At 68.9% G+C, this 22,929-nt stretch carries 19 protein-coding genes; all 19 read right to left on the bottom strand.

Annotated features, from left to right (window positions below):
* Window positions 1-137: 137 nt before the first annotated feature.
* On the bottom strand, window positions 138-1,367 hold the full coding sequence (gene ftsA, locus A8M77_RS11925; RefSeq protein WP_086921707.1) for a cell division protein FtsA: 1,230 nt from the start codon (window positions 1,365-1,367) through the stop codon (window positions 138-140).
* Between the two features lie 15 nt (window positions 1,368-1,382).
* The gene (locus A8M77_RS11930; protein ID WP_086921708.1) at window positions 1,383-2,174 is read right to left on the bottom strand and encodes a cell division protein FtsQ/DivIB; all 792 of its coding nucleotides are present in this window, start codon (window positions 2,172-2,174) and stop codon (window positions 1,383-1,385) included.
* 173 nt (window positions 2,175-2,347) lie between these two features.
* Window positions 2,348-3,307 (bottom strand): D-alanine--D-alanine ligase, encoded by a 960-nt coding sequence (locus A8M77_RS11935; protein ID WP_086921709.1) that lies wholly within the window; start codon window positions 3,305-3,307, stop codon window positions 2,348-2,350.
* Window positions 3,304-4,767, bottom strand: a complete 1,464-nt coding sequence (gene murC, locus A8M77_RS11940) for a UDP-N-acetylmuramate--L-alanine ligase (RefSeq protein ID WP_086921710.1) — start codon at window positions 4,765-4,767, stop codon at window positions 3,304-3,306. The genes A8M77_RS11935 and murC overlap by 4 nt, the downstream gene beginning before the upstream one ends.
* Window positions 4,764-5,825, bottom strand: a complete 1,062-nt coding sequence (gene murG, locus A8M77_RS11945) for an undecaprenyldiphospho-muramoylpentapeptide beta-N-acetylglucosaminyltransferase (protein WP_086921711.1) — start codon at window positions 5,823-5,825, stop codon at window positions 4,764-4,766. Before murG ends, murC begins: the two co-directional genes overlap by 4 nt.
* 85 nt (window positions 5,826-5,910) lie before the next feature.
* Window positions 5,911-7,215 carry a putative lipid II flippase FtsW gene (gene ftsW / locus A8M77_RS11950; protein ID WP_086921712.1) on the bottom strand — a complete coding sequence of 435 codons (1,305 nt, stop codon included), beginning with the start codon at window positions 7,213-7,215 and terminating at the stop codon, window positions 5,911-5,913.
* Window positions 7,212-8,972, bottom strand: coding sequence for a UDP-N-acetylmuramoyl-L-alanine--D-glutamate ligase (gene murD / locus A8M77_RS11955; RefSeq protein WP_086921752.1), 1,761 nt, complete (start codon window positions 8,970-8,972; stop codon window positions 7,212-7,214). The genes ftsW and murD overlap by 4 nt, the downstream gene beginning before the upstream one ends.
* A gap of 5 nt (window positions 8,973-8,977) precedes the next feature.
* Window positions 8,978-10,156 (bottom strand): phospho-N-acetylmuramoyl-pentapeptide-transferase, encoded by a 1,179-nt coding sequence (gene mraY / locus A8M77_RS11960; protein WP_086921713.1) that lies wholly within the window; start codon window positions 10,154-10,156, stop codon window positions 8,978-8,980.
* A gap of 18 nt (window positions 10,157-10,174) precedes the next feature.
* Window positions 10,175-11,602, bottom strand: coding sequence for a UDP-N-acetylmuramoyl-tripeptide--D-alanyl-D-alanine ligase (locus A8M77_RS11965; protein WP_238136789.1), 1,428 nt, complete (start codon window positions 11,600-11,602; stop codon window positions 10,175-10,177).
* 82 nt (window positions 11,603-11,684) lie between these two features.
* Window positions 11,685-13,187 carry a UDP-N-acetylmuramoyl-L-alanyl-D-glutamate--2,6-diaminopimelate ligase gene (locus A8M77_RS11970; RefSeq protein WP_086921715.1) on the bottom strand — a complete coding sequence of 501 codons (1,503 nt, stop codon included), beginning with the start codon at window positions 13,185-13,187 and terminating at the stop codon, window positions 11,685-11,687.
* Complete coding sequence (locus tag A8M77_RS11975; protein ID WP_086921716.1) at window positions 13,187-14,938, bottom strand: peptidoglycan D,D-transpeptidase FtsI family protein; 1,752 nt, start codon at window positions 14,936-14,938, stop codon at window positions 13,187-13,189. The genes A8M77_RS11970 and A8M77_RS11975 overlap by 1 nt, the downstream gene beginning before the upstream one ends.
* A complete protein-coding gene (gene ftsL, locus A8M77_RS11980) occupies window positions 14,935-15,321 on the bottom strand; it encodes a cell division protein FtsL (RefSeq protein ID WP_086921717.1) in 387 nt (128 codons plus the stop codon). The genes A8M77_RS11975 and ftsL overlap by 4 nt, the downstream gene beginning before the upstream one ends.
* A 2-nt stretch (window positions 15,322-15,323) precedes the next feature.
* Window positions 15,324-16,247, bottom strand: coding sequence for a 16S rRNA (cytosine(1402)-N(4))-methyltransferase RsmH (gene rsmH, locus A8M77_RS11985; protein ID WP_086921718.1), 924 nt, complete (start codon window positions 16,245-16,247; stop codon window positions 15,324-15,326).
* Between the two features lie 8 nt (window positions 16,248-16,255).
* On the bottom strand, window positions 16,256-16,684 hold the full coding sequence (gene mraZ, locus A8M77_RS11990) for a division/cell wall cluster transcriptional repressor MraZ (RefSeq protein WP_086921719.1): 429 nt from the start codon (window positions 16,682-16,684) through the stop codon (window positions 16,256-16,258).
* A gap of 260 nt (window positions 16,685-16,944) precedes the next feature.
* Window positions 16,945-18,270 (bottom strand): ATP-dependent protease ATPase subunit HslU, encoded by a 1,326-nt coding sequence (gene hslU / locus A8M77_RS11995; RefSeq protein ID WP_086921720.1) that lies wholly within the window; start codon window positions 18,268-18,270, stop codon window positions 16,945-16,947.
* Between the two features lie 17 nt (window positions 18,271-18,287).
* Window positions 18,288-18,833, bottom strand: coding sequence for an ATP-dependent protease subunit HslV (gene hslV / locus A8M77_RS12000; protein ID WP_086921721.1), 546 nt, complete (start codon window positions 18,831-18,833; stop codon window positions 18,288-18,290).
* 180 nt (window positions 18,834-19,013) lie between these two features.
* On the bottom strand, window positions 19,014-20,573 hold the full coding sequence (locus tag A8M77_RS12005; protein WP_086921722.1) for an STAS domain-containing protein: 1,560 nt from the start codon (window positions 20,571-20,573) through the stop codon (window positions 19,014-19,016).
* A 30-nt stretch (window positions 20,574-20,603) separates the two neighbouring features.
* Complete coding sequence (dksA, locus tag A8M77_RS36795; protein WP_337590015.1) at window positions 20,604-21,254, bottom strand: RNA polymerase-binding protein DksA; 651 nt, start codon at window positions 21,252-21,254, stop codon at window positions 20,604-20,606.
* A 582-nt stretch (window positions 21,255-21,836) separates the two neighbouring features.
* Complete coding sequence (locus A8M77_RS12020; protein WP_086921725.1) at window positions 21,837-22,880, bottom strand: CobW family GTP-binding protein; 1,044 nt, start codon at window positions 22,878-22,880, stop codon at window positions 21,837-21,839.
* Window positions 22,881-22,929 lie beyond the last annotated feature (49 nt).

Here is a 22,929-nt window from a genome sequence, read left to right on the forward strand (position 1 = left end):
AGTTGCCTTGTTTGTACGAATGGGTTGTTTTTAGTGTCACCGTCTGCCCTCCCAAGGCGGTCCGGTGCGCCGCCATCGCTCATTGAAATGCCGGGGGGAACTCGCACGCGCGAGCCGAAGTGGTGTGCTGTTCATCGTCAGAAATTCCCCACGATGAAGTCCTTGAAGCGGCCGAAGGCGGTCTTCACCGAACCGTTCTTCTGCGCCACCTTGAAGCCGCGCAGCCGCGCATAGCGCGCCTCCTCGAGCAGGCCCATCACGGTCGCGGCCCTGGGCTGCGCGACCATGTCCGAGAGCGCGCTCGAATACTTCGGGATGCCGCGCCGCACCGGCTTGAGGAAGATGTCCTCGCCCAGCTCGACCATGCCGGGCATCACCGCGCTGCCGCCGGTGAGCACCACGCCCGAAGACAGCACCTCCTCGTAGCCCGACTCGCGCACCACCTGCTGCACGAGGCTGAAGATCTCTTCCACGCGCGGCTCGATCACGCCGGCCAGCGCCTGCTTGCTCAGCAGGCGCGGTCCGCGGTCGCCCAGGCCCGGCACCTCGACCTGCGTCTCCGGGTCGGCCAGCAGCTGCTTGGCGTAGCCGTTCTCGACCTTGATGTCCTCGGCATCCTTGGTGGGCGTGCGCAGCGCCATCGCGATGTCGCTGGTGATCAGGTCGCCGGCGATCGGGATCACCGCCGTGTGGCGGATCGCGCCGTTGGTGAAGATGGCCACGTCGGTGGTGCCGGCGCCGATGTCCACCAGCACCACGCCCAGCTCGCGCTCGTCCTCGCTGAGCACCGCCAGGCTGGAGGCCAGCGGGTTGAGCATCAGCTGGTCGACCTCCAGCCCGCAGCGCCGCACGCACTTGATGATGTTCTCGGCTGCGCTCTGGGCGCCGGTGACGATGTGCACCTTGGCCTCCAGCCGCATGCCGCTCATGCCGATCGGCTCCTTCACGTCCTGGCCGTCGATCACGAACTCCTGCGGCTCCACCAGGAGCAGGCGCTGGTCGCTGGAGATGTTGATGGCGCGCGCCGTCTCCACCACGCGCGCCACGTCGGCCTGCGTGACCTCCTTGTCCTTCACCGCCACCATGCCGCTGGAGTTGATGCCGCGGATGTGGCTGCCGGTGATGCCGGTGTAGACGCGGCCGATCTTGCAGTCGGCCATCAGCTCCGCCTCCTTGAGCGCCTGCTGGATGCTCTGCACCGTCGCGTCGATGTTGACCACGACGCCGCGCTTGAGCCCGTTGCCGGGCGCCACGCCCAGCCCCGCCAGCTTGAGCTCGCCGGTGGGCAGGACCTCGGCCACCACCGCCATCACCTTGGCGGTGCCGATGTCGAGTCCGACGACCAGGTCTTTGTATTCCTTGGACATGAATTCCTCTGCTCTCTATTTCTTCCGGGGCGCCGGCGCCTCGTTCGTGACCGTGGTGACGCCGCGCAGCCGCAGCGCGTAGCCTTCGTTGTGCCGCAGGTCGGCGCCTTCGACGGAGGCGACGGTGCGGCCGTATTGCCGTGCGACTGGCGCCACGGTGGTGAGGAAGCGCTGGGTGCGCACCGCCACCTCCTCGCTGCGGCCGCGGCCCAGCTCGATCACGGCGCCGCTGTCCAGCATCACGCTCCAGCTGCCGCGGCTGGACAGCCGCAGCTGCTCGATCGTCAGCTCGTAGGGCACGAACAGCGGCTGCAGCACGCGGTACATGCCCAGCACCTGGCCGGCCTGCTCGGTCGGGCCCTCCAGGCGCGGCAGGTTGTCGTCGACCTCGGCCACGTTGGCCTCGAAGACCTCGCCGAAGCCGTTGATCAGCCGCGACTCTCCCTCGTCGCCCCAGTGGGCCACCGGCACGTGTTCGGTGAGCGTGGCGCGCAGCTTGTTGGGGAACTCGCGCCGCACCACCGCCTTGCGCACCCAGGGCACCGACTCGAAGGCGGAGCGGGCCTTGGCCAGGTCGACGGTGAAGAAGTTGCCGGCCAGCTGCGGCGCGACGTTGGCGCGCAACGTGACCGCGTTGTTGTGCGTGACCTCACCGTCCACCTTGATGCCTGCGAGCGGGAAGAAGGGCTGGCGCAGCACCCACCATGCGCCCGCCGCCAGCAGCACGAGCGCGAACAACGCGTACACCAGGGTCGCGGTCACGTTCATGAGCTTGACGTCGAAGGGCACGGAGATGCTGTCGGCCATCTCAGTCTTCCACCACGCGATCGCGTGACCCGCGCTGCATGAAACACGCAGGCCGCGAAGCCGGCCCGTTCGGGAGCACCCGCGGAACCGGCTTTGCCGGGCCGGTGGGTGCGCCCCCGGCGAGGGGGTTGGCGCACCACACGAAGTGGGGGAGCCTGGGGGAGAGCGTCATTTCACGCCTCCGCTTTCGAATCCAGGGTCGCCGAGGCCAGCACCCGCAGGCACAGGTCTTCGTAGGAGATGCCGGCCGCGCGCGCGGACATGGGCACCAGCGAATGGCTGGTCATGCCGGGTGAGGTGTTCATCTCCAGCAGGAAGGGCTTGCGGTCGCTGGCGCGGATCATCAGGTCGGCCCGCCCCCAGCCGCGGCAGCCCAGCTGGTGATAGGCGGCCAGCGTGATGCGGCGGATCTCGTGCTCCTCGGCCTCGGGCAGGCCGGCCGGGCAGTGGTACTTCACGTCGTCGGTGAAGTACTTGTTCTGGTAGTCGTAGGCCCCCTCGGGCGCGGCGATGCGCACCACCGGCAGCGCCACCGCGTCGAGGCCGTTGCCCAACACGGCGCAGGTCACTTCCTCGCCTTCGATGAACTCCTCGCACAGCACGTCGGCGTCGTAGCGCACGGCCAGCGCCACGGCGTCCTGCATTTGCGAATAGCCCTGCACCTTGGTCACGCCGATGGAGGAGCCCTCGCGCGGCGGCTTCACGATCAGCGGCAGGCCCAGCACGTCGGGCACGGCCATGATCTGCTCGCGGCTCTGCTGGTCGAAGGCCAGGCGCGCATAGCGCGGCGTGGGCAGGCCGTCGGCCTGCCAGATGCGCTTGGTCATGACCTTGTCCATGGCCACGGCCGAGGCCATCACGCCGGAGCCGGTGTAGGGAATGCCCAGCAGCTCCAGCGCGCCCTGCACCGTGCCGTCTTCTCCGTGCCGGCCGTGCAGCACCACGAAGCAGCGCGCGAAGCCTTCGTGCTTGAGCTCGACCAGTTCGCGCTCGGCCGGGTCGAAGGCATGGGCATCGACCCCGCGGGCGCGCAGCGCCGCGAGCACGCCGGTGCCCGACATGATGGAAATCTCGCGCTCGGCGGAGGTGCCGCCGAACAGCACCGCGACCTTGCCGAAGTCCTGCGGGTTCACAGAGGTCTCCCTTCGCGCATGACACGCTCAGATGGGGTCGAAGAAGAATCCGTCGTGCCGCCCTGCTCGACCACCTTGGCCGGCACGGCGCCGATGGAGCCGGCGCCCATGCAGATCACCACGTCGCCGTCGCGCGCGTTGTCCAGGATCGCCTGCGGCATGGCCGCAATGTCGTCGACGAAGACGGGCTCGACCTTGCCGGCCACGCGCAGGGCGCGCGCCAACGAGCGGCCATCGGCCGCCACGATGGGCGGCTCGCCGGCGGCGTAGACCTCGCCCAGCAGCACCGCGTCAGCGCCGCCGATGACCTTGACGAAGTCCTCGAAGCAGTCGCGCGTGCGGGTGTAGCGGTGCGGCTGGAAGGCCAGCACCAGACGCCGCCCCGGGAAGGCGCCGCGCGCGGCGGCGATGGTGGCGGCCATCTCGACCGGGTGGTGGCCGTAGTCGTCGATCAGCGTGAAGCTGCCCAGGCCCTGAGCGCCGCGCAGCTTGACATCGCCATAGCGCTGGAAGCGCCGGCCCACCCCCTTGAAGTCGGCCAGGCCGCGCTGCACCGCCTCGTCGGGCACATTGAGCTCCACCGCCATCGCGATCACGGCCAGCGCGTTGCGCACGTTGTGTTCACCCGGCAGGTTCAGCACGATGTCCAGATCCGGCAGCGTGACGCCGTTGCGCCGCTGCGCCGTGAAGTGCATCTGCTGGCCGACCGGGCGCACATTGACCGCGCGCACCTGCGCGTCCTCGCTGAAGCCGTAGCTGGTGACCGGGCAGGACACCTCCGGCACGATCTCGCGCACCGCCGGATCGTCGGTGCACAGCACGGCCACGCCGTAGAAGGGCATGCGGTGCAGGAAGTCGACGAAGGCCTTCTTGAGCTTCGCGAAGTCGTGCCCGTAGGTCTCCATGTGGTCGGCGTCGATGTTCGTGACCACCGCCATGACCGGCATCAGGTTGAGGAAGGAGGCGTCCGACTCGTCGGCCTCCACCACGATGTAGTCGCCGCTGCCCAGCCGCGCATTGGCGCCGGCGCTGTTGAGCCGGCCGCCGATGACGAAGGTCGGGTCCAGCCCCGCCGCCGCGAGCACGCTCGCCACGAGGCTGGTCGTGGTGGTCTTGCCATGCGTGCCGGCGATGGCCAGGCCCTGCTTGAGCCGCATCAGCTCGGCCAGCATCAGCGCGCGCGGCACGACGGGGATGCGCTTCTCGCGTGCCGCGACCACTTCGGGGTTGTCGGCATGCACGGCGGTCGAGGTGACGACCGCGTCGGCGCCCGCGATGTTCGCGGCGTCATGGCCCACGAAGGTGCCGATGCCCAGGCCACCGAGGCGCTTGAGCGTGGCGCTGTCGGCCAGGTCCGATCCGGTGATCTGGTAGCCCAGGTTGAACAGCACCTCGGCGATGCCGCTCATGCCGGAGCCGCCGATGCCGACGAAGTGAATATGTCTGATCGCGTGTTTCATCTGGCAAGCTCCTCGCATGCCTTCACCAGGACGTTCACCGCCTCGGTCTTCTGCATCGTCTTGGCCTTCACGGCGCGTTCCATGAGCGCGGGGCGCCCGGTCTTCTGTAGCAAATCGGCGAGCAATTCGGGAGTCAGTTCGTTCTGTTGAACGAGCCACCCACCACCCGCGTCGACCAGGAAGCGGGCATTGGTGGTCTGGTGGTCGTCCACGGCGGATGGGAAGGGCACGAAGAGCGCGGCCGCGCCGACGGCCGCGATCTCGGTGACGGTACTCGCGCCGGCGCGCGCGACGATCAGGTCGGCGTCGGCGTAGGCGCGTGCGGTGTCGTCGATGAAGGGCGTGAGCTCGCCCTCGACGCCGGCAGCGGCGTAGTTGGCGCGCAGCTCATCGATCTGCCTGGCGCCGCTCTGGTGCGTGACGATCGGCCGCTCGGCGGGCGCGATGCGCGCGAGCGCCTTCGGCACCACCGCGTTGAGCGCCTTCGCGCCCAGGCTGCCGCCGACCACCAGCAGCTTCAGCGGGCCGCTGCGGCCGGCGAAGCGATTGGCCGGATCGGGCTGCGAGAGGAAGGCCGTGCGCAGCGGGTTGCCGACCCACTGGGCCTTCTTCATCACGTTCGGAAAGGCGGTGAACACGCGGTCCGCCACGCCGGCCAGCACCTTGTTGGCCAGGCCTGCGACCGAGTTCTGCTCGTGCAGCACCAGCGGCCGGTTGAGCAGCACGCTCATCATGCCGCCCGGGAAGGTGATGTAGCCGCCCAGGCCCACGACCACGTCGGGCCGCACGCGGCGCACCACGCCCAGGCTCTGCCAGAAGGCGCGCAGCAGGCGCATGGGAAGCAGAGCCAGGGTGAGGGGCCCCTTGCCGCGCACGCCGCCGAACTGCACCGGCTCGAAGTCGAAGCCGCGAGGAGGCACCAGCTTCTCTTCCATGCTGCCGGGTGCGCCGAGCCAGTGCACACGCCAGCCGCGTTCGCGCAAGGCTTCGGCCACGGCCAGGCCCGGGAAGATGTGGCCGCCGGTGCCGCCGGCCATGACGAGCGCCGTTCTGCTCATACGCAGACCCCCACGCTCGACACTGGCGTGTCCTCGCTGGCCGCCGAGGGGGCGTTCGCTTGCTTGGGGCGGCCCTGCGCGGCGCTCATACACGGCCTCCCCGCATGAGAACCCGGTTCTCGTAATCGATGCGCAGCACCACGGCGAGCGCCACGACGTTCATCAGGATCGCCGAGCCGCCGAAGCTCATCAGCGGCAGGGTCAGGCCCTTGGTCGGCAGCGCGCCCAGGTTCACGCCCATGTTGATGAAGGCCTGGAAGCCGATCCAGATGCCCACGCCCTGCGCCACCAGGCCGGCGAACACGCGGTCCAGCGCGATCGCCTGGCGGCCGATGTGCATGATGCGGCGGGTGAGCCAGAGGAACAGGCCGATGGCCAGCAGCACGCCGACCAGGCCGAATTCCTCGCCGATCACCGCCATCAGGAAGTCGGTGTGCGCCTCGGGCAGCCAGTGCAGCTTCTCGACGCTGCCGCCCAGGCCGACGCCGAAGATCTCGCCGCGGCCGATGGCGATCAGCGAATGCGAGAGCTGGTAGCCCTTGCCCAGCGCGTGCTCCTCGCTCCACGGGTCGAGGTAGGCGAAGATGCGCTCGCGCCGCCACGGGCTGGAGGCGACGATGGTGCCGAAGGCGACCACTACCAGCGCGGCGATCAGGAAGAACATGCGCGCATTGACGCCGCCCAGGAACAGGATGCCCATCGCGATCACCGCGATCACCATGAAGGCGCCCATGTCGGGCTCGGCCATCACCAGCATGCCGACCACCACCACCGCGACGCCCATGGGCAGCACCGCGCGGAAGAAGCGCTCCTTGATCTCCATCTTGCGCACCATGTAGCTGGCGGCGTACATGATCATCGCGAGCTTGGCCAGCTCCGAGGGCTGGAAGCGCATGAAGCCCATCGGCAGCCAGCGGCGCGCGCCGTTGACGTTGATGCCGATGTGCGGGATCAGCACCGCCACCAGCAGCAGCAGCGAGGCGACGAAGAGCCAGGGCGCCACTCGCTCCCAGGTGCGCATGGGCACCTGGAAGGCCAGCAGCGCGGCGACGAAGGCGATGACGATGGACGCCACGTGGCGGGTCAGGAAGTAGGCGGGGCTGTAGCCCGCGCGCGCGAAGCGCGGGTTGTCGGGCAACGCGATCGAGGCCGAATACACCATCACAAGCCCCCAGGCCAGCAGCGCGACCGTGACCCAGGCCAGCGCCTGGTCGAAGCCCAGCACGCGCACCGGCGCGGCCTTGGTCTGCGTCATGCCGGCATTGCCCAGGCGCACCGGCAGGTGCATGGGCAGGGCGTCCATGCCGCTCTTGGCGCGGCTGAACCACCCTTGCCAGAAGGCGGGGCGCTTGTTGGGCGTCGCGGCGGGACCGGCGGCGGCGGAACTCATCGATCCCCCTCCTCGTTCGCTGCATCCAGCCCCGCGCCCCGCGGGTCCTCGGCCCAGTCCTGCACAGCCTGGCAGAAGACGGCGGCGCGGTGCGCGTAGTCCTTGAACATGTCGAAGCTGGCACAGGCTGGCGACAGCAGTACCGCATCGCCGGGATGCGCACGGCCGGCCGCGGCCCGGACCGCCCCTTCCATCGAGCCGGCGTGCGACAGCGAGGTGCCGGTGCCCGCGAGCGCGGCCTCGATCAGCGGCGCGTCACGGCCGATCAGCACCACGGCGCGCGCATATTGGCGCACCGGCGCGGCCAGCGGCGAGAAGTCCTGGCCCTTGCCTTCACCGCCCAGGATCAGCACCACGCGGCGCTCCTCGCCGAGGCCGGCGAGCGCGGCCACCGTGGCGCCCACGTTCGTGCCCTTGCTGTCGTCGAAGTACTCGACCTCGTCCACGATCGCCACCGGCTCGACCCGGTGCGGCTCGCCGCGGTACTCGCGCAGGCCGTAGAGCATGGGCCCGAGCTGGCAGCCCGCGGCGGTGGCAAGCGCCAGCGCGGCCAGTGCGTTGAGCGCGTTGTGCCGGCCGCGGATGCGCAGCGCATCGGCCGGCATCAGGCGCTGGATGTGCAGCTCTTCCTCCTCGGCCGCGGCACCGCGCTTGCGCTTCTGCGTTTCGTCGGCCTCGAAGGCACGCACCAGCCAGGCCATGCCGTTGATGCGCTCGATGCCCCAGTCGCCCGGGCGCAGCGGCATGCCGGCGCCGAAGCTCACGATGCTGCGCGGCTGCTGGCCCTTGGCCAGCTTGACCGGTGCAGGCTTCATCGCCAGCACCGCTTCGTCTTCACGGTTGAGCACCATCACGCCCTTGCCGCCGAAGATGCGCTTCTTGGCCGCGGCGTAGGCGGCCATGTCGCCATGCCAGTCCAGGTGGTCTTGCGAGAGGTTGAGCACGGTAGCGGCGGTAGGCTCGAAGCCCTGCACGCCGTCGAGCTGGAAGCTGGAGAGTTCCAGCACCCAGACCGCCGGCAGCGTGCCGGCGTCGATGTGCGCGGCCAGCGTGTCGAGCAGGGTCGGACCGATGTTGCCGGCCACCGCGACCGTCTTGCCGGCGCGCGCGACCAGTTGGCCGGTCAGCGCGGTGACGGTGGTCTTGCCGTTGGTGCCCGTCACGGCCAGGACCGCGGGCTCGTAGCCGCGCGGCGCCGGCGGCACCGGCATGGGCGCTGGGGGCGGTGCCTCGGCGTCGTCGTCGTCGTCGACGGGTGCGGCTTGTGCGTCGCGGGCCTCCTCCGCTGCTTCGGCAGGCGGCACTTCGGCCTGCGCTGCGTCCTCGTGGGGCGCCGCCACTTCGGCGGCCGGGGGCACTTCTTCCAGGTCCTGCTGCGCGTCGGAGGGTACGGGCTCCTCGGCACTCTCGGCCACGCGCAGATCCGCGAGCGCCTGCGCGAACAGGTCCAGCTCGCCGCCCACCGGCAGGCCCACTGCGCGCGCCGCATCGGCGACCGGTGCGATCGAGGCCGGCGACAGTCCCGGCGACCGGTAAACCGCACGCACCAGCGTGCCCTCGACCAGCGCGGCCGTGAAAGGCCCGCCGACGAAAACGGCCTCGGGCAGCTCGGTGCGCAGGGCTTCCAGCTGGGGCGGCGCCTCGCGCGTGTCGGCCACCGTGAGTTTGGCGCCATGGCGGGCGCACCAGCGCGCCATCGCCAGGCCGGACGCACCCAGGCCCAGGATCAGCACATGTTGGTCTTGAAGATGCCGCATCGCCGTCACCGCAGCTTCAAAGTCGAAAGACCCACCAGGCACAGCAGCATGGTGATGATCCAGAAGCGCACCACCACCTGGGTCTCGCGCCAGCCGCTCTTCTCGAAGTGATGGTGCAGCGGCGCCATCTTGAGCACCCGGCGGCCCTCGCCGAAACGCTTCTTGGTGTACTTGAAGTAGGTCACCTGGGCCATCACCGAGATCGCCTCGACCACGAAGATGCCGCCCATCACGAAGAACACGATCTCCTGCCGCACGATCACGGCGATGGTGCCCAGCGCGCCGCCCAGCGCGAGCGCGCCCACGTCGCCCATGAAGACCTGGGCAGGATGGGTGTTGAACCACAGGAAGGCCAGGCCCGCGCCGGCCATGGCAGAGCAGAACACTAGCAGCTCGCCGGAGCCGGGGATGTGCGGGAACAGCAGGTAGCGCGAATAGACCGCGCTGCCGGTCACGTACGCGAACACGCCCAGGGCCGAGCCCACCATCACCACCGGCATGATGGCCAGGCCGTCGAGGCCGTCGGTCAGGTTCACCGCGTTGCTGGCGCCCACGATGACCAGGTAGGTCAGGATCACGAAGCCGATGCCGCCGAGCGGGTAGCTCACTTCCTTGAAGAAGGGCACCAGCAGGTTGATCTTGGGCGGGAAGTCCAGGTCGAAGCCGGAACCCACCCAGGCATAGAAGAGCTCGAGCACGCGCCAGTTGGAGCTCTCGGAGATGCTGAAGAGCAGATAGAAGGCGGCCACCAGGCCGACGATCGATTGCCAGATGTACTTCTCACGGGAGCGCATGCCTTCCGGGTCCTTGCGCACCACCTTGCGCCAGTCGTCGACCCAGCCGATCGCACCGAAGCCCAGCGTGACCCACAGCACGATCCAGACGAAGCGGTTGGAGACGTCGAACCACAGCAGCGTGGCGATGGCGATCGAGACCAGCACCAGCACGCCGCCCATGGTGGGCGTGCCACTCTTGCTCAGGTGCGTCTCCATGGCATAGCCGCGGACCGGTTGGCCGATCTTGAGCGCGGCCAGCCGGCGGATCACGTAGGGACCCGCGCCCAGGCCCAGCAGCAGCGCGGTCAGCGCGGCCATCAGTGCGCGGAACGTGAGGTACTGGAAGATGCGCAGGAAGCCGAGCTCCGGCGAGACCGTCTGCAGCCATTGAGCCAGGGTCATCAGCATGATGCGAACACGCGCGGCTCATTCGGCATGGCCGCCCTCCTCTTTGTTGTCTTGCGACGGCGCGCCGGCGGCGATGGCCTGGACCACGCGCTCCATCTGCATGAAGCGGGAGCCCTTGACCAGCACGCTCGCGGTGCGCGGCAGCTGGGCCAGCACGGCGGCGTTGAGCGCGTCGACGTCGTTGAAATGCCGGGCCTCGGCGCCACCGCCACGGGTGTAGGCCGAGGTGGCATGGACCGAGGCCTCACCCAGCGCGAACAGGGCATCGATGCCGCGCTCGGCCGCCCAGGCGCCGACCTCGGCGTGGAATTGCGGACCGCGGTCGCCGACCTCGCCCATGTCGCCCAGCACCAGCAGGCGCGGGCCCGGCAGGCCGCTGAGCACGTCGACGGCGGCGCGGACCGAATCGGGATTGGCGTTGTAGCTGTCGTCCACCACGGTGATGGCGCGGCCGTCGGCCAGCTTCAGCTCGCTCGCGCGCGAACGGCCCTTGACCGGCTCGAAGGCCGCCAGGCCCTCGGCGATCTTGTCGACCGAGACGCCGCAGGCCAGCGCGCAGGCAATGGCGGCCAGCGCGTTCACCACATTGTGGCGGCCGGCGATGCGCAGCGTGGAGCGGATCTCGCCCAGCGGCGTGCGCGCCTCGAAATGCCAGGCGCCCTGCTTCCATTCGGCGCGGCCCAGCGCGATGTCCGCATTGGACTGCTCGCCGAAGCTCAGGCAGCGCCGCGAGGCGCCCTCGTGCGCCATCTCGTTCCACAGCGCGGTAAAGGTGTCGCCGTAGGGGAACACGGCGGTGCCGCTGTCCGGCAGCGCGGTGAAGACGGCGCCGTTCTCGCGCGCCACCGCCTCCACCGTCGCCATGAACTCCTGGTGCTCGCGCTGGGCGTTGTTGACCAGGCCGATGGTGGGCTGCGCGATGGCGGCCAGCCGCGCGATCTCGCCCGGATGGTTCATGCCCAGCTCGACCACCGCGAGCTGGTGGCGCTCGCGCAGGCGCAGCAGGGTCAGCGGCAGGCCGATCTCGTTGTTGAGGTTGCCGATGGTGGCCAGGGCCCGGTCCACGCCTGCCGCGCGCAGGACGGAGGCGATCATCTGCGTGACCGTGGTCTTGCCGTTGCTGCCGGTGACGGCCACCAGCGGCAGCTCGAACTGCGCGCGCCAGCCGCGCGCCAGCGCACCGAGCGCGGCGAGCGTGTCGGGCACTTCCAGGCCGGGCAGGCCGGCCGCCTCCAGCCCGCGATGGGCGATGGCCGCGGCCGCGCCGCGCCCGCGCGCGTCGGCCAGGAAGTCGTTGGCGTCGAAGCGCTCGCCCTTGAGGGCGACGAACAGGTCGCCGGACGCCAGCGTGCGCGTGTCGGTGTGCACGCGCAGCACTTCCACGTCGGGATCGCCGACCAGGCGGGCGCCCGGAACCCAGGCCTGCGCCTTGCGAAGCGTCATCATGGGTGCTTCTGCCTGCGGCGCGGTCATCGGATCACCTCCGCGCTGCGCGGTGCGGTACTCGCCTTGGGGACAGCCCGGCGGCTCATGCTGGCTTTCTCCTCTGTGTCAACGCGTCGATGGCATGCGCCCGGTCGGAGAACGCGATGCGCTCGCCCGCGATCTCCTGCCAGGCCTCGTGGCCGCGGCCGGCCAGGAGGACCACGTCCTCTGGCGCGGCCTGGTCCAGGGTCTCCTGGATGGCCTTGGCGCGGTCGGGCTCGACCTGGGCTGCCTCGGGGCGCGCGAGGCCCAGCAATATCTGGCTGATGATGGCGCCCGGCTTCTCGCTGCGCGGGTTGTCGCTGGTCAGCACCACGCGGTCGGCCTGCTTCTCGGCCACCGCGGCCATCATTGGACGCTTGGCGCTGTCGCGGTCGCCGCCGCAGCCGAACATGCACCACAGCTGCCCGCCGCGCTGCCGCGCCAGCGGGCGCAGGCCAGCCAGCGCCTTGTCCAGCGCATCGGGCGTGTGGGCATAGTCGACCACGGCCAGCGGCCGGCCCGGCACGTTCACGCGCTCCATGCGGCCCGGCACGCTGTCGAGTCGGGCGCAAGCGGCGGCCGCCTCCGCCAGCGTGAGGCCGAGCGCACGCAGGGTGCCCAGCACGCCCAGCAGGTTGGCCACGTTGTACTGGCCGATCAGCTGCGTCGAAAGCCGCTCGGGCGCGCTGCCCTGCTCGACCACGGTGAACTGCAGGCCTTCGGCGCCATAGCCAATGTCGCGCGCCGACAGCCGCGCGCGCCCGCCCGCGGCCGACACGGTCCACAGCGCCGGCGCGCCTTCGCCACGCTCGGCCAGGTTGGCCACCAAACTGGCGCCGTGCACGTCGTCGATGTTGACCACCGCGGCACGCAGCCCGGGCCAGCGGAACAGCGCGGCCTTGGCCTGCCAGTAGGCATCCATGCTGCCGTGGTAGTCCAGGTGGTCCTGGGTGAAATTGGTGAACACCGCCACCGCGATGCGCGTGCCGTCGAGCCGGCGCTCGGCGATTCCGATGGATGAGGCCTCGATCGCGCAGGCGCCGAAGCCACGGTCGGCGAAGGCACGCAGCTCGCGCTGCAGCATCACGGGGTCGGGCGTGGTGAGGCCGGTGTAGGTGAGATCGGGCGGCACGCCGATGCCCAGCGTGCCCACCACTGCGCAGGGGCGTGCCGCGTCGTGCGCGCCCAGCGCCTGCGCGAGCCACCAGGCGGTGGAGGTCTTGCCGTTGGTGCCGGTGACGGCGAGCAGGTCCAGCCGCGACGAGGGATCGTCGTAGAAAGCCGCGGCGATCGGGCCGGTGGCGGCCTTCAGGCCTGCGTAGCGGGCGATGCGCTCGTCCGCCTCATCGAAACCGAAAGCCGTGGCGCCCTCCGCTTCCACCATGCAGGCGGCCGCGCCCTGCGCCAGCGCGGCCGGCACATGGCGCCGGCCATCGGTGGCCGCGCCGGGCCAGGCGACGAAGCCGTCACCCGCGCCGACCGGGCGGCTGTCGGCGTGCAGTGCGCCGCGCACGCGGGCCTTCAGCCAGGCCGCGGCCTCGAGAGGCGTGTGGAGCGTCTGCATCAGAAACTCTCCTCCACGCCGTTGGTCACGACCAGCGGCTTGACCGCCAGGTCCGGCGGCACGTTCATCATGCGCAGCGTCTGCTGCACCACCTCGCTGAACACGGGCGCCGCGACCAGTCCGCCGAAGTACTGGCCGGCGCTGGGCTCGTCGACCATCACCGCCACGATGATGCGCGGCTTCTCGATCGGCGCCATGCCGGTGAACCAGGAGCGGTACTTGTTGCTGGCGTAGCCCTTGCCGACCTGCTTGTGCGCGGTGCCGGACTTGCCGCCCACCGAGTAGCCGATGGTCTGCGCGCGCTGGCCGGTGCCGCCGGGGCCGGCGGCCATCTGCAGCATCTTGCGCACCGCCAGCGCGTTCTGCGCCGAGAACACCTTCACGCCCACCGCCGGATCTAGACTCTTGAGAATGGTGGCGGGAATGATGGCGCCGTCGTGGGCGAACGCGGTGTAGGAATGCGCCATCTGGAACAGCGAGGCCGACAGGCCGTAGCCATAGGCCATGGTGGCCTGCTCCACCGGCTTCCAGCCTTTCCACGGGCGCAGCCGCCCGGTCACCGCGCCGGGGAACTGGATCTGCGGCTTCTGGCCGTAGCCCAGCGCGGTGTAGGTGTCCCACATCTCGTGCGGGCTCATCTTCTGGGCGATCTTCAGCGCGCCCACGTTGCTGGACTTCTGGATCACGCCTTCGACCGTCAGCAGCCCGTAGTTGTGGGTGTCGCTGATCGTGAAGCCGCCGATGCTGTAGCGGCCGGGGGAGGTGTCGATCGGCGTCAGCGGCTTGATGCGGCCGGCCTCCAGCGCCATCGCGACGGTGATGGGCTTCATGGTCGAGCCGGGCTCGAAGGTGTCGGTCAGCGCGCGGTTGCGCAACTGCTCGCCGGTCAGGTTCTGGCGCTTGTCGGGCACGTAGCTGGGGTAGTTGGCCAGCGCCAGCACCTCGCCGGTAACGGCGTCCAGCACCACCACGCTGCCGGCCTTGGCCTTGTTGGTGGTCACCGCGTCGCGCAGCTTCTGGTAGGCGAAGAACTGCACCTTGCTGTCGATGGAGAGCTGGATGTCCTTGCCGTCCACCGGCGGCACCTGCTCGCCGATGCCCTCGACCACCCGGCCGAGCCGGTCCTTGATCACGCGCTTGGCACCGGCCTTGCCGGCCAGGTCGTTGTTGAAGGCGAGCTCGATGCCTTCCTGGCCCTTGTCCTCGACGTTGGTGAAGCCGACCACGTGCGCCGCAGCCTCGCCCTCGGGGTACTGGCGCTTGTATTCCTTGCGCTGGTAGAGGCCCTTGATGTTCAGCTCGGCGATCTGCTTGGCGATCGGCTCGTCGACCTGGCGCTGGATCCAGACGAAGGTCTTGTCCTCGTCCTCCAGCTTCTTGTCGAAATCCTTCTGCGGCATGCCCAGCAGCTTGGCGGCCTGGCGCAGCTTGGCCTTGACCGCGGGATCGTCGCGCTCGATGTCCTCGGGGATGGCCCAGATGCTGGGCGCCACCACGCTGGAGGCCAGCAGCAGGCCGTTGCGGTCGAGGATGCGGCCGCGGTTGGCCGGCAGCTCCAGCGTGCGCGCATAGCGCACCTCGCCCTGGCGCTGGAAGAAGGCGTTGCCGACCACCTGCACGTAGGCCGCGCGGCCGGCCAGCACCAGGAAGCCGAAGGCAATGCCGCCGACGATGAACTTGCTGCGCCAGACCGGCGTCTTGCTCGCCAGCAGGGGGCTGGTGGTGTACTGCACGCTGCGCCGGCTGCTCATGGCGTGCTCCTCCTGGCCGCCGGAACGGTCGTCGCGGCCCGCTGCCCGGCAGCGGTCGTGCCGCGCGCGACCGGGGTGCCGGGCGCCGGCGCGGGCGCCGCCACCGCGGGAATCACCGTGCCGTCGGCACGCACGTACTGCGTGATGGCCGGCGTGGTGGTGCGCATCTTCAGCTGCTCCTTGGCCAACCGCTCCACGCGCAGCGGCGTGGCCTGGGCGCGCTTCTCCACCTCCAGGCGGTCGCGGTCGAGCTCGAGCCGGCGCGTCTCGTTCTGCACCCGGTGCAGCTCGGTGAAGAGCTGGCGCGACAGGTACTGGGTGTGCACCAGGTAGATTGCCGAAGCCAGCACGGCCATGAGCAGGAGGAGGTTGAGGCGCACCATGTTCACGCCTCGTTGGTGCGTTCTGCTACGCGCAGGATCGCGCTGCGTGCACGCGGGTTTGCATCCACCTCGGCCTGGCCCGGCCTGATGCGGCCGACCGCGCGCAGCTTCATCGCCCGCGGCGCGGCAAAGGGCGCGCGGCGGTCGTAGACCTCGCGCGAATGCCTGGCGATGAACTGCTTCACGATGCGGTCTTCCAGCGAATGGAAGCTGATCACCGCGAGGCGGCCCTGGGGTTGCAGCACGGAAAGGCTCGCCTCTAGCGCCTGTTGCAGCTCTTCAAGCTCGGCATTGATGAAAATCCGAAGAGCCTGAAATGTGCGCGTTGCAGGGTTCTGGCCCGGCTCGCGGGTTTTGACCGCGCCAGCCACGAGCTCGGCCAGCTCGGCGGTGGTTGAAACTGGGCCCCGTTCCTGTCGGCGAGCAGCAATCGCCTTTGCAATCTGAACAGCAAACCGTTCCTCGCCATAGTCACGAATCACCTCCGCAATCTGCTGTGTATCGGCCGTCGCCAGCCACTCGGCCACGCTCTGGCCGCGCGTGGTGTCCATGCGCATGTCGAGCGGGCCGTCGAAACGAAAAGAAAACCCCCGGACGGGGTTGTCGATCTGGGGAGAGCTGACGCCGAGGTCCATCAGCACGCCAGCCACGCTCGACGCGGGCAACTCGCCCAGATGGTCGAAGCTCTGGTGCCGGATGGAAAAACGCGCATCCTCGATGCGCGCTGCCTCGGCCACCGCTTCCGCGTCCTTGTCGAACGCGATCAGCCGGCCGCCTCCCGGCAGCCGCTCGAGGATGGCGCGCGAGTGCCCTCCGCGGCCGAAGGTGGCGTCCACCCAGGTGCCGGTGGCCGGCAGCGTGCCGGGAAGGAGGGCTTCCACCGCCTCCTTCAACAACACGGTCGTATGGCTCCATGGCGCTTGCACGGGGGGCCTCAGAACGAGAAGTCCTGGAACACATCGGGCATTTCGCCCTGGGTGGCCTCGGCCTCCTTGGCGTCGTAGGTGGCCTTGTCCCAGAGTTCGAAATGGTTGCCCATGCCGAGCAGCAGCGCATCCCGCGTGATGCCGGCGGCCGCACGCAGCTCGGGCGAAACCAGCACGCGGCCGGTGCCATCCATTTCCACGTCCATCGCATTGCCCAGGAAGACGCGCTTCCACCACTGTGCCGACATTGGCAGCTGGGCGATGCGTTCGCGGAATTTCTCCCACTCCGGACGCGGGAACACCATCAGGCAGCCGTGCGGGTGCTTGGTGATCGTGAGCTGACCGGCGGCAGTCGCGCTCAGGACGTCACGATGCCGGGTCGGCACGGAAAGCCGCCCCTTGGCATCGAGACTGAGCGATGAAGCCCCTTGAAACACGACCGCGAAACCCCTGTGTCGGGAGGTGCCGCGCACCTCGGCGAGGCACGAACGGACACTTTTTCCCACTTAACTGCACTTTTTTGCACTGTAGCAGGAAACACCTACCACGCAACGGAGCGTCGCGGCTATTTTTTGTAATGGAATCAACGACTTAGCGGTGTTTTTGAAGAGCAGAAAACACTGAATTCCGTTGCAAATGAAGTACTTAGCTCACGCAATGAATGTGATGCATGAGCCGTACAGGTGCAAAAAGCCGATCAGAGGATGAATCGGGAGAGGTCTTCGTCGTGACTTAGTGCCGAGAGACGCGCATCCACGTACGCCGCATCGATGCGCACGGTCTGGCCTTCGAGCTTGGCGGCGTCGAAGCTCACTTCGTCCAGCAGCCGCTCCATGACGGTGGACAGCCGCCGGGCGCCGATGTTCTCGGTGCGCTCGTTGACTTCGAAGGCGATGCTGGCCAGGCGGGTGATGCCCTCGGGCGTGAACTCCAGCGTCACGCCTTCGGTCGCCAACAGCGCCTGGTACTGCTTGACCAGGGAGGCGCGGGTCTGGGTCAGGATGCTCTCGAAGTCCGCCACCGACAGCGAGCCCAATTCGACCCGGATCGGGAAACGGCCCTGCAGCTCCGGGATCAGGTCGCTGGGCTTGCTCAGGTGAAAGGCGCCGCTGGCGATGAAGAGGATGTGGTCGGTGCGCACCACGCCGTACTTGGTGCTCACCGCAGTGCCCTCGACGAGCGGCAGCAGGTCGCGCTGTACGCCCTGGCGCGACACGTCGGCGCCCTGCGCCTCGCTGCGGGTGGCGACCTTGTCGATCTCGTCGATGAAGACGATGCCGTTCTGCTCGGCGTTCTGAATGGCCTGGGCGCGGACCTCGTCCTCGTTGAGCAGCTTGGCCGCCTCCTCGTCGATCAGGAGGCGCATGGCCTCGCCGATCTTGAGCTTGCGCGTCTTGCGCCGCCCCTGGCTCAGCTGGCCGAACATGCCCCGCAGCTGCTCGGTCATGTCTTCCATGCCGGCGGGACCCATGATCTCCAGCGGCGCGCGCGCCTCGGCCAGCTCGATCTCTATCTCCTTGTCGTCGAGCTGATGCTCGCGCAGCTTCTTGCGGAAGGCCTGGCGGGTGGCGTTGTTGGCATCGGCCGTCGAGGAGCCATCGGCGGTGCGGGCCGGGGGCAGCAGCACGTCGAGAATGCGTTCCTCCGCGCCGTCCTCCGCGCGCATGCGGACCTTGGCGCTTTCGCTCTCGCGCGTCTGCTTGACGGCGATCTCAGCCAGGTCGCGGACGATGGAGTCCACATCCTTGCCCACATAGCCGACCTCGGTGAACTTGGTGGCCTCGACCTTGATGAAGGGCGCGTCCGCCAGCCGCGCCAGACGGCGCGCGATCTCGGTCTTGCCCACGCCGGTGGGGCCGATCATCAGGATGTTCTTGGGCGTGATCTCGGAGCGCAGCTTCTCGTCGACCTGCTGGCGGCGCCAGCGGTTGCGCAGCGCGATCGCCACCGCGCGCTTGGCGTCGGGCTGGCCGACGATGTGGTTGTCGAGTTCGGAGACGATTTCCTGTGGGGTCATGGGCATGGGGGGACTCGCTGGGCTCACAGGCTCTCGATGGTGTGGTGCATGTTGGTGTAGATGCAGAGCTCGCCTGCAATCTCGAGCGAGCGCTTGACGACGTCGGCGGCGCTCAGGTCGGTGTGGTCGATCAGCGCCTTGGCCGCAGCCTGCGCATAGGCGCCGCCGGAACCGATGGCGATGATCCCGTTCTCAGGCTCCAGCACGTCGCCGTTGCCGGTGATGATCAGCGAGCTGTGGGCATCGGCCACGGCCAGCATGGCCTCCAGGCGGCGCAACACGCGGTCGGTGCGCCAGTCCTTGGTCAGCTCGATGGCGGCGCGCGCCAGGTGGCCCTGGTGCTTCTCGAGCTTGCCCTCGAAGCGCTCGAACAGGGTGAATGCATCGGCGGTGGCGCCGGCGAAACCCGCCAGTACCTTGCCCTGGTAGAGCCGGCGCACCTTGCGCGCGCTGCCCTTGATGACGATGTTGCCGAGGGTGACCTGGCCGTCGCCGCCGATCGCGACCTGATCGCCGTTCGGGGTCTTGCGGCGCACGCTGATGATCGTGGTTCCGTGAAATTGTTCCATCGAAGCAATATGGCGATGGCCTGCCTGAATGCAAGCGGAAAAAGCGTCGCGCTTCCCGCGACGCACGAAGCTCGAATGGACATTCGGGGAACACCGCGGAACCGGCTTTGCCGGGCCGCTGGTGTTGCCCCCGGCGAGGGGGTTGGCGGACCACACGCAGTGGGGGAGCCTGGGGGAGAGCTAATTCAGCCGGATCGCGACCTCGGCGTGGTCCGCGATCCCGATCACCCCGAAGAAGGCGGCGATCAGGCGATGCGCGTCGGCGAAGGCGACGCGCTGGCCGCGCGCATCGCGCTCGGTGACCCAGTTCAGGAGGGTGCCGGCCGCGGTGAAATCGATGCGCACCAGCGCCGCGCAGGAGATGGTCAGGCCCTGCGAGCGGGCCAGCTCGGCATCGAGGCGTTCCCAGATCGGCAGCGATTCGCCGGCCAGCTCCCCGGCCAGCAGGCCCCGGCCCGGCACGGCGGCGGGCAGCGCGGCAGCGGACAGTTCGTCCCGCGACGAGACCTGGAAACCGGAGGAAGCCGGCGGCTCCAGTTCGCCGAAATCGCCCTTCGGGTCTTCCCAGGGCGGCGGCGAGACCTCGTAGGTGATGCAGTAGTTGAGCGCCAGCAGCTCGAATTCATCGGCCCGGTGCATGACCCGCAGCGCCGCCATGTGCAATTGCCACCAGATCGCATCGACCCGGCGTTCGTTGACCGGGGTGGCCTCGGTCAGCGCGATCAGCAGGCGATCGCTGCCGGCGAAGCGCAGTTGCACCGCAGAGTCGGCCCAATGGTTGAACAGCGCGCGCAGCGGGGCGGCAGCATCGGGCTCGACCGCGTCGAGCACGCTCCAGTCCAGCTTCCAGACCGGCCCGGCCGCGGACAGCGCACGCGTCAGGCCGAGCAGCCCTTCGCGGTTGAGCACCGGAGGACTGGACCAGTCGCAACCGCCGGACGGTGCCGCCGGCGGCGCACTGCTCGCCGCCGCCTCGGCTTGCGCGCGCTGCGCCATCGCGGGCAGCGAGACCCATTCGGGCGCGGCACGCTTCATGCGCTGCGCGTAGCGCGTCGCAGCAGCGGAGAATTTCTCGGCATCGCCGATGGCGCGATAGAAGTCGAGCAGGGTCCGCCAGTTGTCGTCGTGGTCGGCGCTGGGCGCCTCGGGCGCCAGCGCCTGCAGCAGGATGGCCTCGGCACCGGCATCATCGCCGTGGGCGAAGCGGATCGCCGCCTCCTCGATGCAGCCGTCCGAGAGAGACGGAGTCGCGGCACCCTGGACCGCTACGCCCTGCGGCGGCACGCCGGGCATCGTGTCGGCATAGGCACGCGCATGCTGAGCCGCCATGTCGCCGCTGGCGCTGGCCTTGCCATCGGCAGCGTGGCCGCCACCGGGGGCGCGGTTCTTCCACCACTGCTGCGACATCTGCTCTTCGATCTCGGCGATCTTCTTGAGCGTGAGGGCCCGGCCCTCGGTCTTGCCGGAGGTGCTGCTGACATTGAAGGAAGACGGTGTTCCCGCCGCATCGCGCCCGCCGGCGGCCTCGCGCTGGCGCAGCTTGCGCAGCATGTCGAACTCGCGGCGGCGCACGAAGTCGTTGCGCTGCCGACGCTCGATCATCTCCTTGAGCATTTCCCGGCTGTAGCCGTTGTCCACCGACGACGCCTCGTCGGCGTCGAGCTCGGACCAATCCTTGAGCGGATTGCGAACGAACTTCGCCACCTTCGACAGCAGCCGCCCCGTGTCTTCCTTGGCCATCCGCAACGACTCCGCTTCGCCTGCCAGCGTTCAGTCGCCAAACATTTTTTGCTTGAGCTCGCGGCGCTGCTGCGCCTCGAGCGACAGCGTCGCGGTCGGACGCGCCAACAGGCGGCCGACGCCGATGGGCTCACCGGTCTCGTCGCAGTAGCCGTAGTCGCCGGCATCGATGCGCTGGATCGACTGCTCGATCTTCTTGAGCAGCTTGCGCTCGCGGTCGCGCGTGCGCAGTTCCAGGGCGTGCTCTTCCTCGATGGTGGCGCGGTCGGCCGGGTCGGGCACCACCACGGTGTCCTCGCGCAGGTGCTCGGTGGTCTCGCCCGCGTTCTCCAGGATGCCGCGCTTGAGCGCCTGCAGCTTCAGGCGGAAGAAGGCCATCTGCTTGTCGTTCATGTACTCCGAGTCCGGCATCGCGATCACCTCGGCGTCGGTCAGCTCTTCCGGCGTCTTGGTCTTCCAGTTGTTGGCCAGCTTCGGGTCTTTCTTGACCGCGAGGGGCGGCGGCGGCACCAGCGGATTGCTGGTGACCTGCACGAAGCTGGACTTCGCGGCCGTGGACGCCACCGATTGCGGCATCGACGGCACGGTCACTTGCGACAACCGCGACGAAGGGCGCCCGCTGCGGGTGGGAGCGGCCTCGGTGGAGGAAGGGGGGCTGGTGGGGGTGGTCGGAGTAGTCATAGCAGGTGTCGCCGCGGCGGCCGCAGCCGCCTTTTTAACGTGAGTCGATGAAACGGGAGCGGGGGCGTGGGTGTCGGCCGCCTTGGTTGAGGAAGTGCCCGCGGCAGACTTCGACGACGCGGCAGGCTTCGGGGACTGGGACGAGGAAACCTTCTTCGCGGGCACGGCCTGCTTCGCGACAGCCGTCTTCTTGACGGCCGGCTTGGAGACGGGCTGTGCCTGGGCGACTGGTTTCTTCACGGTGACTGGCTCCTTCGACGAACTGGTACACGCTTTCAATGGGGATTCACCCCAAGAGAACCACGCTGCCCGGAAGCTGCACGGATCCCCGCCTTGTCAGGGCGCCCGCCGATGGCGAACCAGGGGGTTATACCCCCGAACGCAAGCCGGAAACGTGCGCAGCTCCATGCCGAAAGTCACACAACGTCCCGGGAAGAAGTTCTATGGCCTCCGGAACAGGCGCGCGATTGTATAGAAAAAGCCCCCCGGCTTTTCACTTCGCTTCGCTGCGTGTAACTCCACCCCCCGAGGGGGAGGCGCGGCCGCCTTGGGGCGGCCCGGCGGCGGCGGCGGTCGCCGCGTTCAAACCAGGCACTGCTCCAGCCCCTGCTCCAGGATTTCCCGCGGCAGGTCGATGCCGATGAACACCATCCGGCTGTTGCGCTTCTCCTCCGGCCCCCAGGCCGGCCCGAGGTCGCTGCCCATGAGCTGGTGCACGCCCTGGAAGATCACCTTGCGCTCCGTGCCCTGCATGTGCAGCACGCCCTTGTAGCGCAGCATGCGCGGGCCGTAGATATTGACGATGGCGCCCAGGAAGTCCTCCAGCCGGGCCGGGTCGAAGGGCCGGTCGGCGCGGAAGACGAAGCTCTTGACGTCGTCGTCGTGGTGATGGTGGTGGCCATGCCCCTCGTGGGCGTGCGAGGGGTGGTCGCAGTGCTCGCCATGCTCATGGTCATGGTCGTGCTCGTCTTCCTTCAGGAAGTCCGGGTCGATGTCCAGCTTGGCATTCAGGTTGAAGCCGCGCAGGTCGAACACATCCTTGAGCGGCACATCACCGAAATGCACGGCCTGCTGCGGCGCGCGCGGATTCATGTGCTTGAGGCGGTGGATCAGCGCCTCGGTCTCTTCCTGCGCGACCAGGTCGGTCTTGCTGATGAAGATCTGGTCGGCGAAGCCGACCTGCCGGCGCGCTTCCTGCCGGTCGTTGAGCTGCTGCGGCGCGTGCTTGGCGTCCACCAGGGTGAGGATGGAATCGAGCAGGTAGCTCTCGGCGATCTCGTCGTCCATGAAGAAGGTCTGGGCCACCGGGCCCGGGTCGGCCAGGCCGGTGGTCTCGATCACCACGCGGTCGAAGTCCAGCAGGCCCTTGCGCTTCTTGGCCGCCAGCAGCTGCAGGGCCTCGCGCAGGTCCTCGCGGATGGTGCAGCAGATGCAGCCGTTGCTCATCTGCACGATCTGCTCCTTGGACTCGGTGACGAGGATGTCGTTGTCGATGTTCTCCTCGCCGAACTCGTTCTCGATCACGGCGATCTTCTGGCCGTGCGCCTCGGTCAGGATGCGCTTGAGCAACGTGGTCTTGCCGGAGCCGAGGAAGCCGGTGAGGATGGTGGCGGGGATGAGGGCCATGGATGCTCCGGAATGGGGGACAAGGGGAAAGGCGGAAAGTTTAGCGACG

Source organism: Variovorax sp. JS1663 (assembly GCF_002157355.1).
Classification (GTDB): domain Bacteria; phylum Pseudomonadota; class Gammaproteobacteria; order Burkholderiales; family Burkholderiaceae_C; genus Variovorax.

What these genes read in the sequence shown, in the direction of transcription:
- ftsA (WP_086921707.1), bottom strand. Translation starts at nt 1,367, where the DNA reads ATGTCCAAGGAATACAAAGACCTGGTCGTCGGACTCGACATCGGCACC.
- A8M77_RS11930 (WP_086921708.1), bottom strand. Translation starts at nt 2,174, where the DNA reads ATGGCCGACAGCATCTCCGTGCCCTTCGACGTCAAGCTCATGAACGTG.
- murC (WP_086921710.1), bottom strand. Translation starts at nt 4,767, where the DNA reads ATGAAACACGCGATCAGACATATTCACTTCGTCGGCATCGGCGGCTCC.
- murG (WP_086921711.1), bottom strand. Translation starts at nt 5,825, where the DNA reads ATGAGCAGAACGGCGCTCGTCATGGCCGGCGGCACCGGCGGCCACATC.
- ftsW (WP_086921712.1), bottom strand. Translation starts at nt 7,215, where the DNA reads ATGAGTTCCGCCGCCGCCGGTCCCGCCGCGACGCCCAACAAGCGCCCC.
- murD (WP_086921752.1), bottom strand. Translation starts at nt 8,972, where the DNA reads ATGCGGCATCTTCAAGACCAACATGTGCTGATCCTGGGCCTGGGTGCG.
- mraY (WP_086921713.1), bottom strand. Translation starts at nt 10,156, where the DNA reads ATGCTGATGACCCTGGCTCAATGGCTGCAGACGGTCTCGCCGGAGCTC.
- A8M77_RS11965 (WP_238136789.1), bottom strand. Translation starts at nt 11,602, where the DNA reads ATGATGACGCTTCGCAAGGCGCAGGCCTGGGTTCCGGGCGCCCGCCTG.
- A8M77_RS11970 (WP_086921715.1), bottom strand. Translation starts at nt 13,187, where the DNA reads ATGCAGACGCTCCACACGCCTCTCGAGGCCGCGGCCTGGCTGAAGGCC.
- A8M77_RS11975 (WP_086921716.1), bottom strand. Translation starts at nt 14,938, where the DNA reads ATGAGCAGCCGGCGCAGCGTGCAGTACACCACCAGCCCCCTGCTGGCG.
- ftsL (WP_086921717.1), bottom strand. Translation starts at nt 15,321, where the DNA reads ATGGTGCGCCTCAACCTCCTCCTGCTCATGGCCGTGCTGGCTTCGGCA.
- hslU (WP_086921720.1), bottom strand. Translation starts at nt 18,270, where the DNA reads ATGCCCATGACCCCACAGGAAATCGTCTCCGAACTCGACAACCACATC.
- hslV (WP_086921721.1), bottom strand. Translation starts at nt 18,833, where the DNA reads ATGGAACAATTTCACGGAACCACGATCATCAGCGTGCGCCGCAAGACC.
- A8M77_RS12005 (WP_086921722.1), bottom strand. Translation starts at nt 20,573, where the DNA reads ATGGCCAAGGAAGACACGGGGCGGCTGCTGTCGAAGGTGGCGAAGTTC.
- dksA (WP_337590015.1), bottom strand. Translation starts at nt 21,254, where the DNA reads ATGACTACTCCGACCACCCCCACCAGCCCCCCTTCCTCCACCGAGGCC.
- A8M77_RS12020 (WP_086921725.1), bottom strand. Translation starts at nt 22,880, where the DNA reads ATGGCCCTCATCCCCGCCACCATCCTCACCGGCTTCCTCGGCTCCGGC.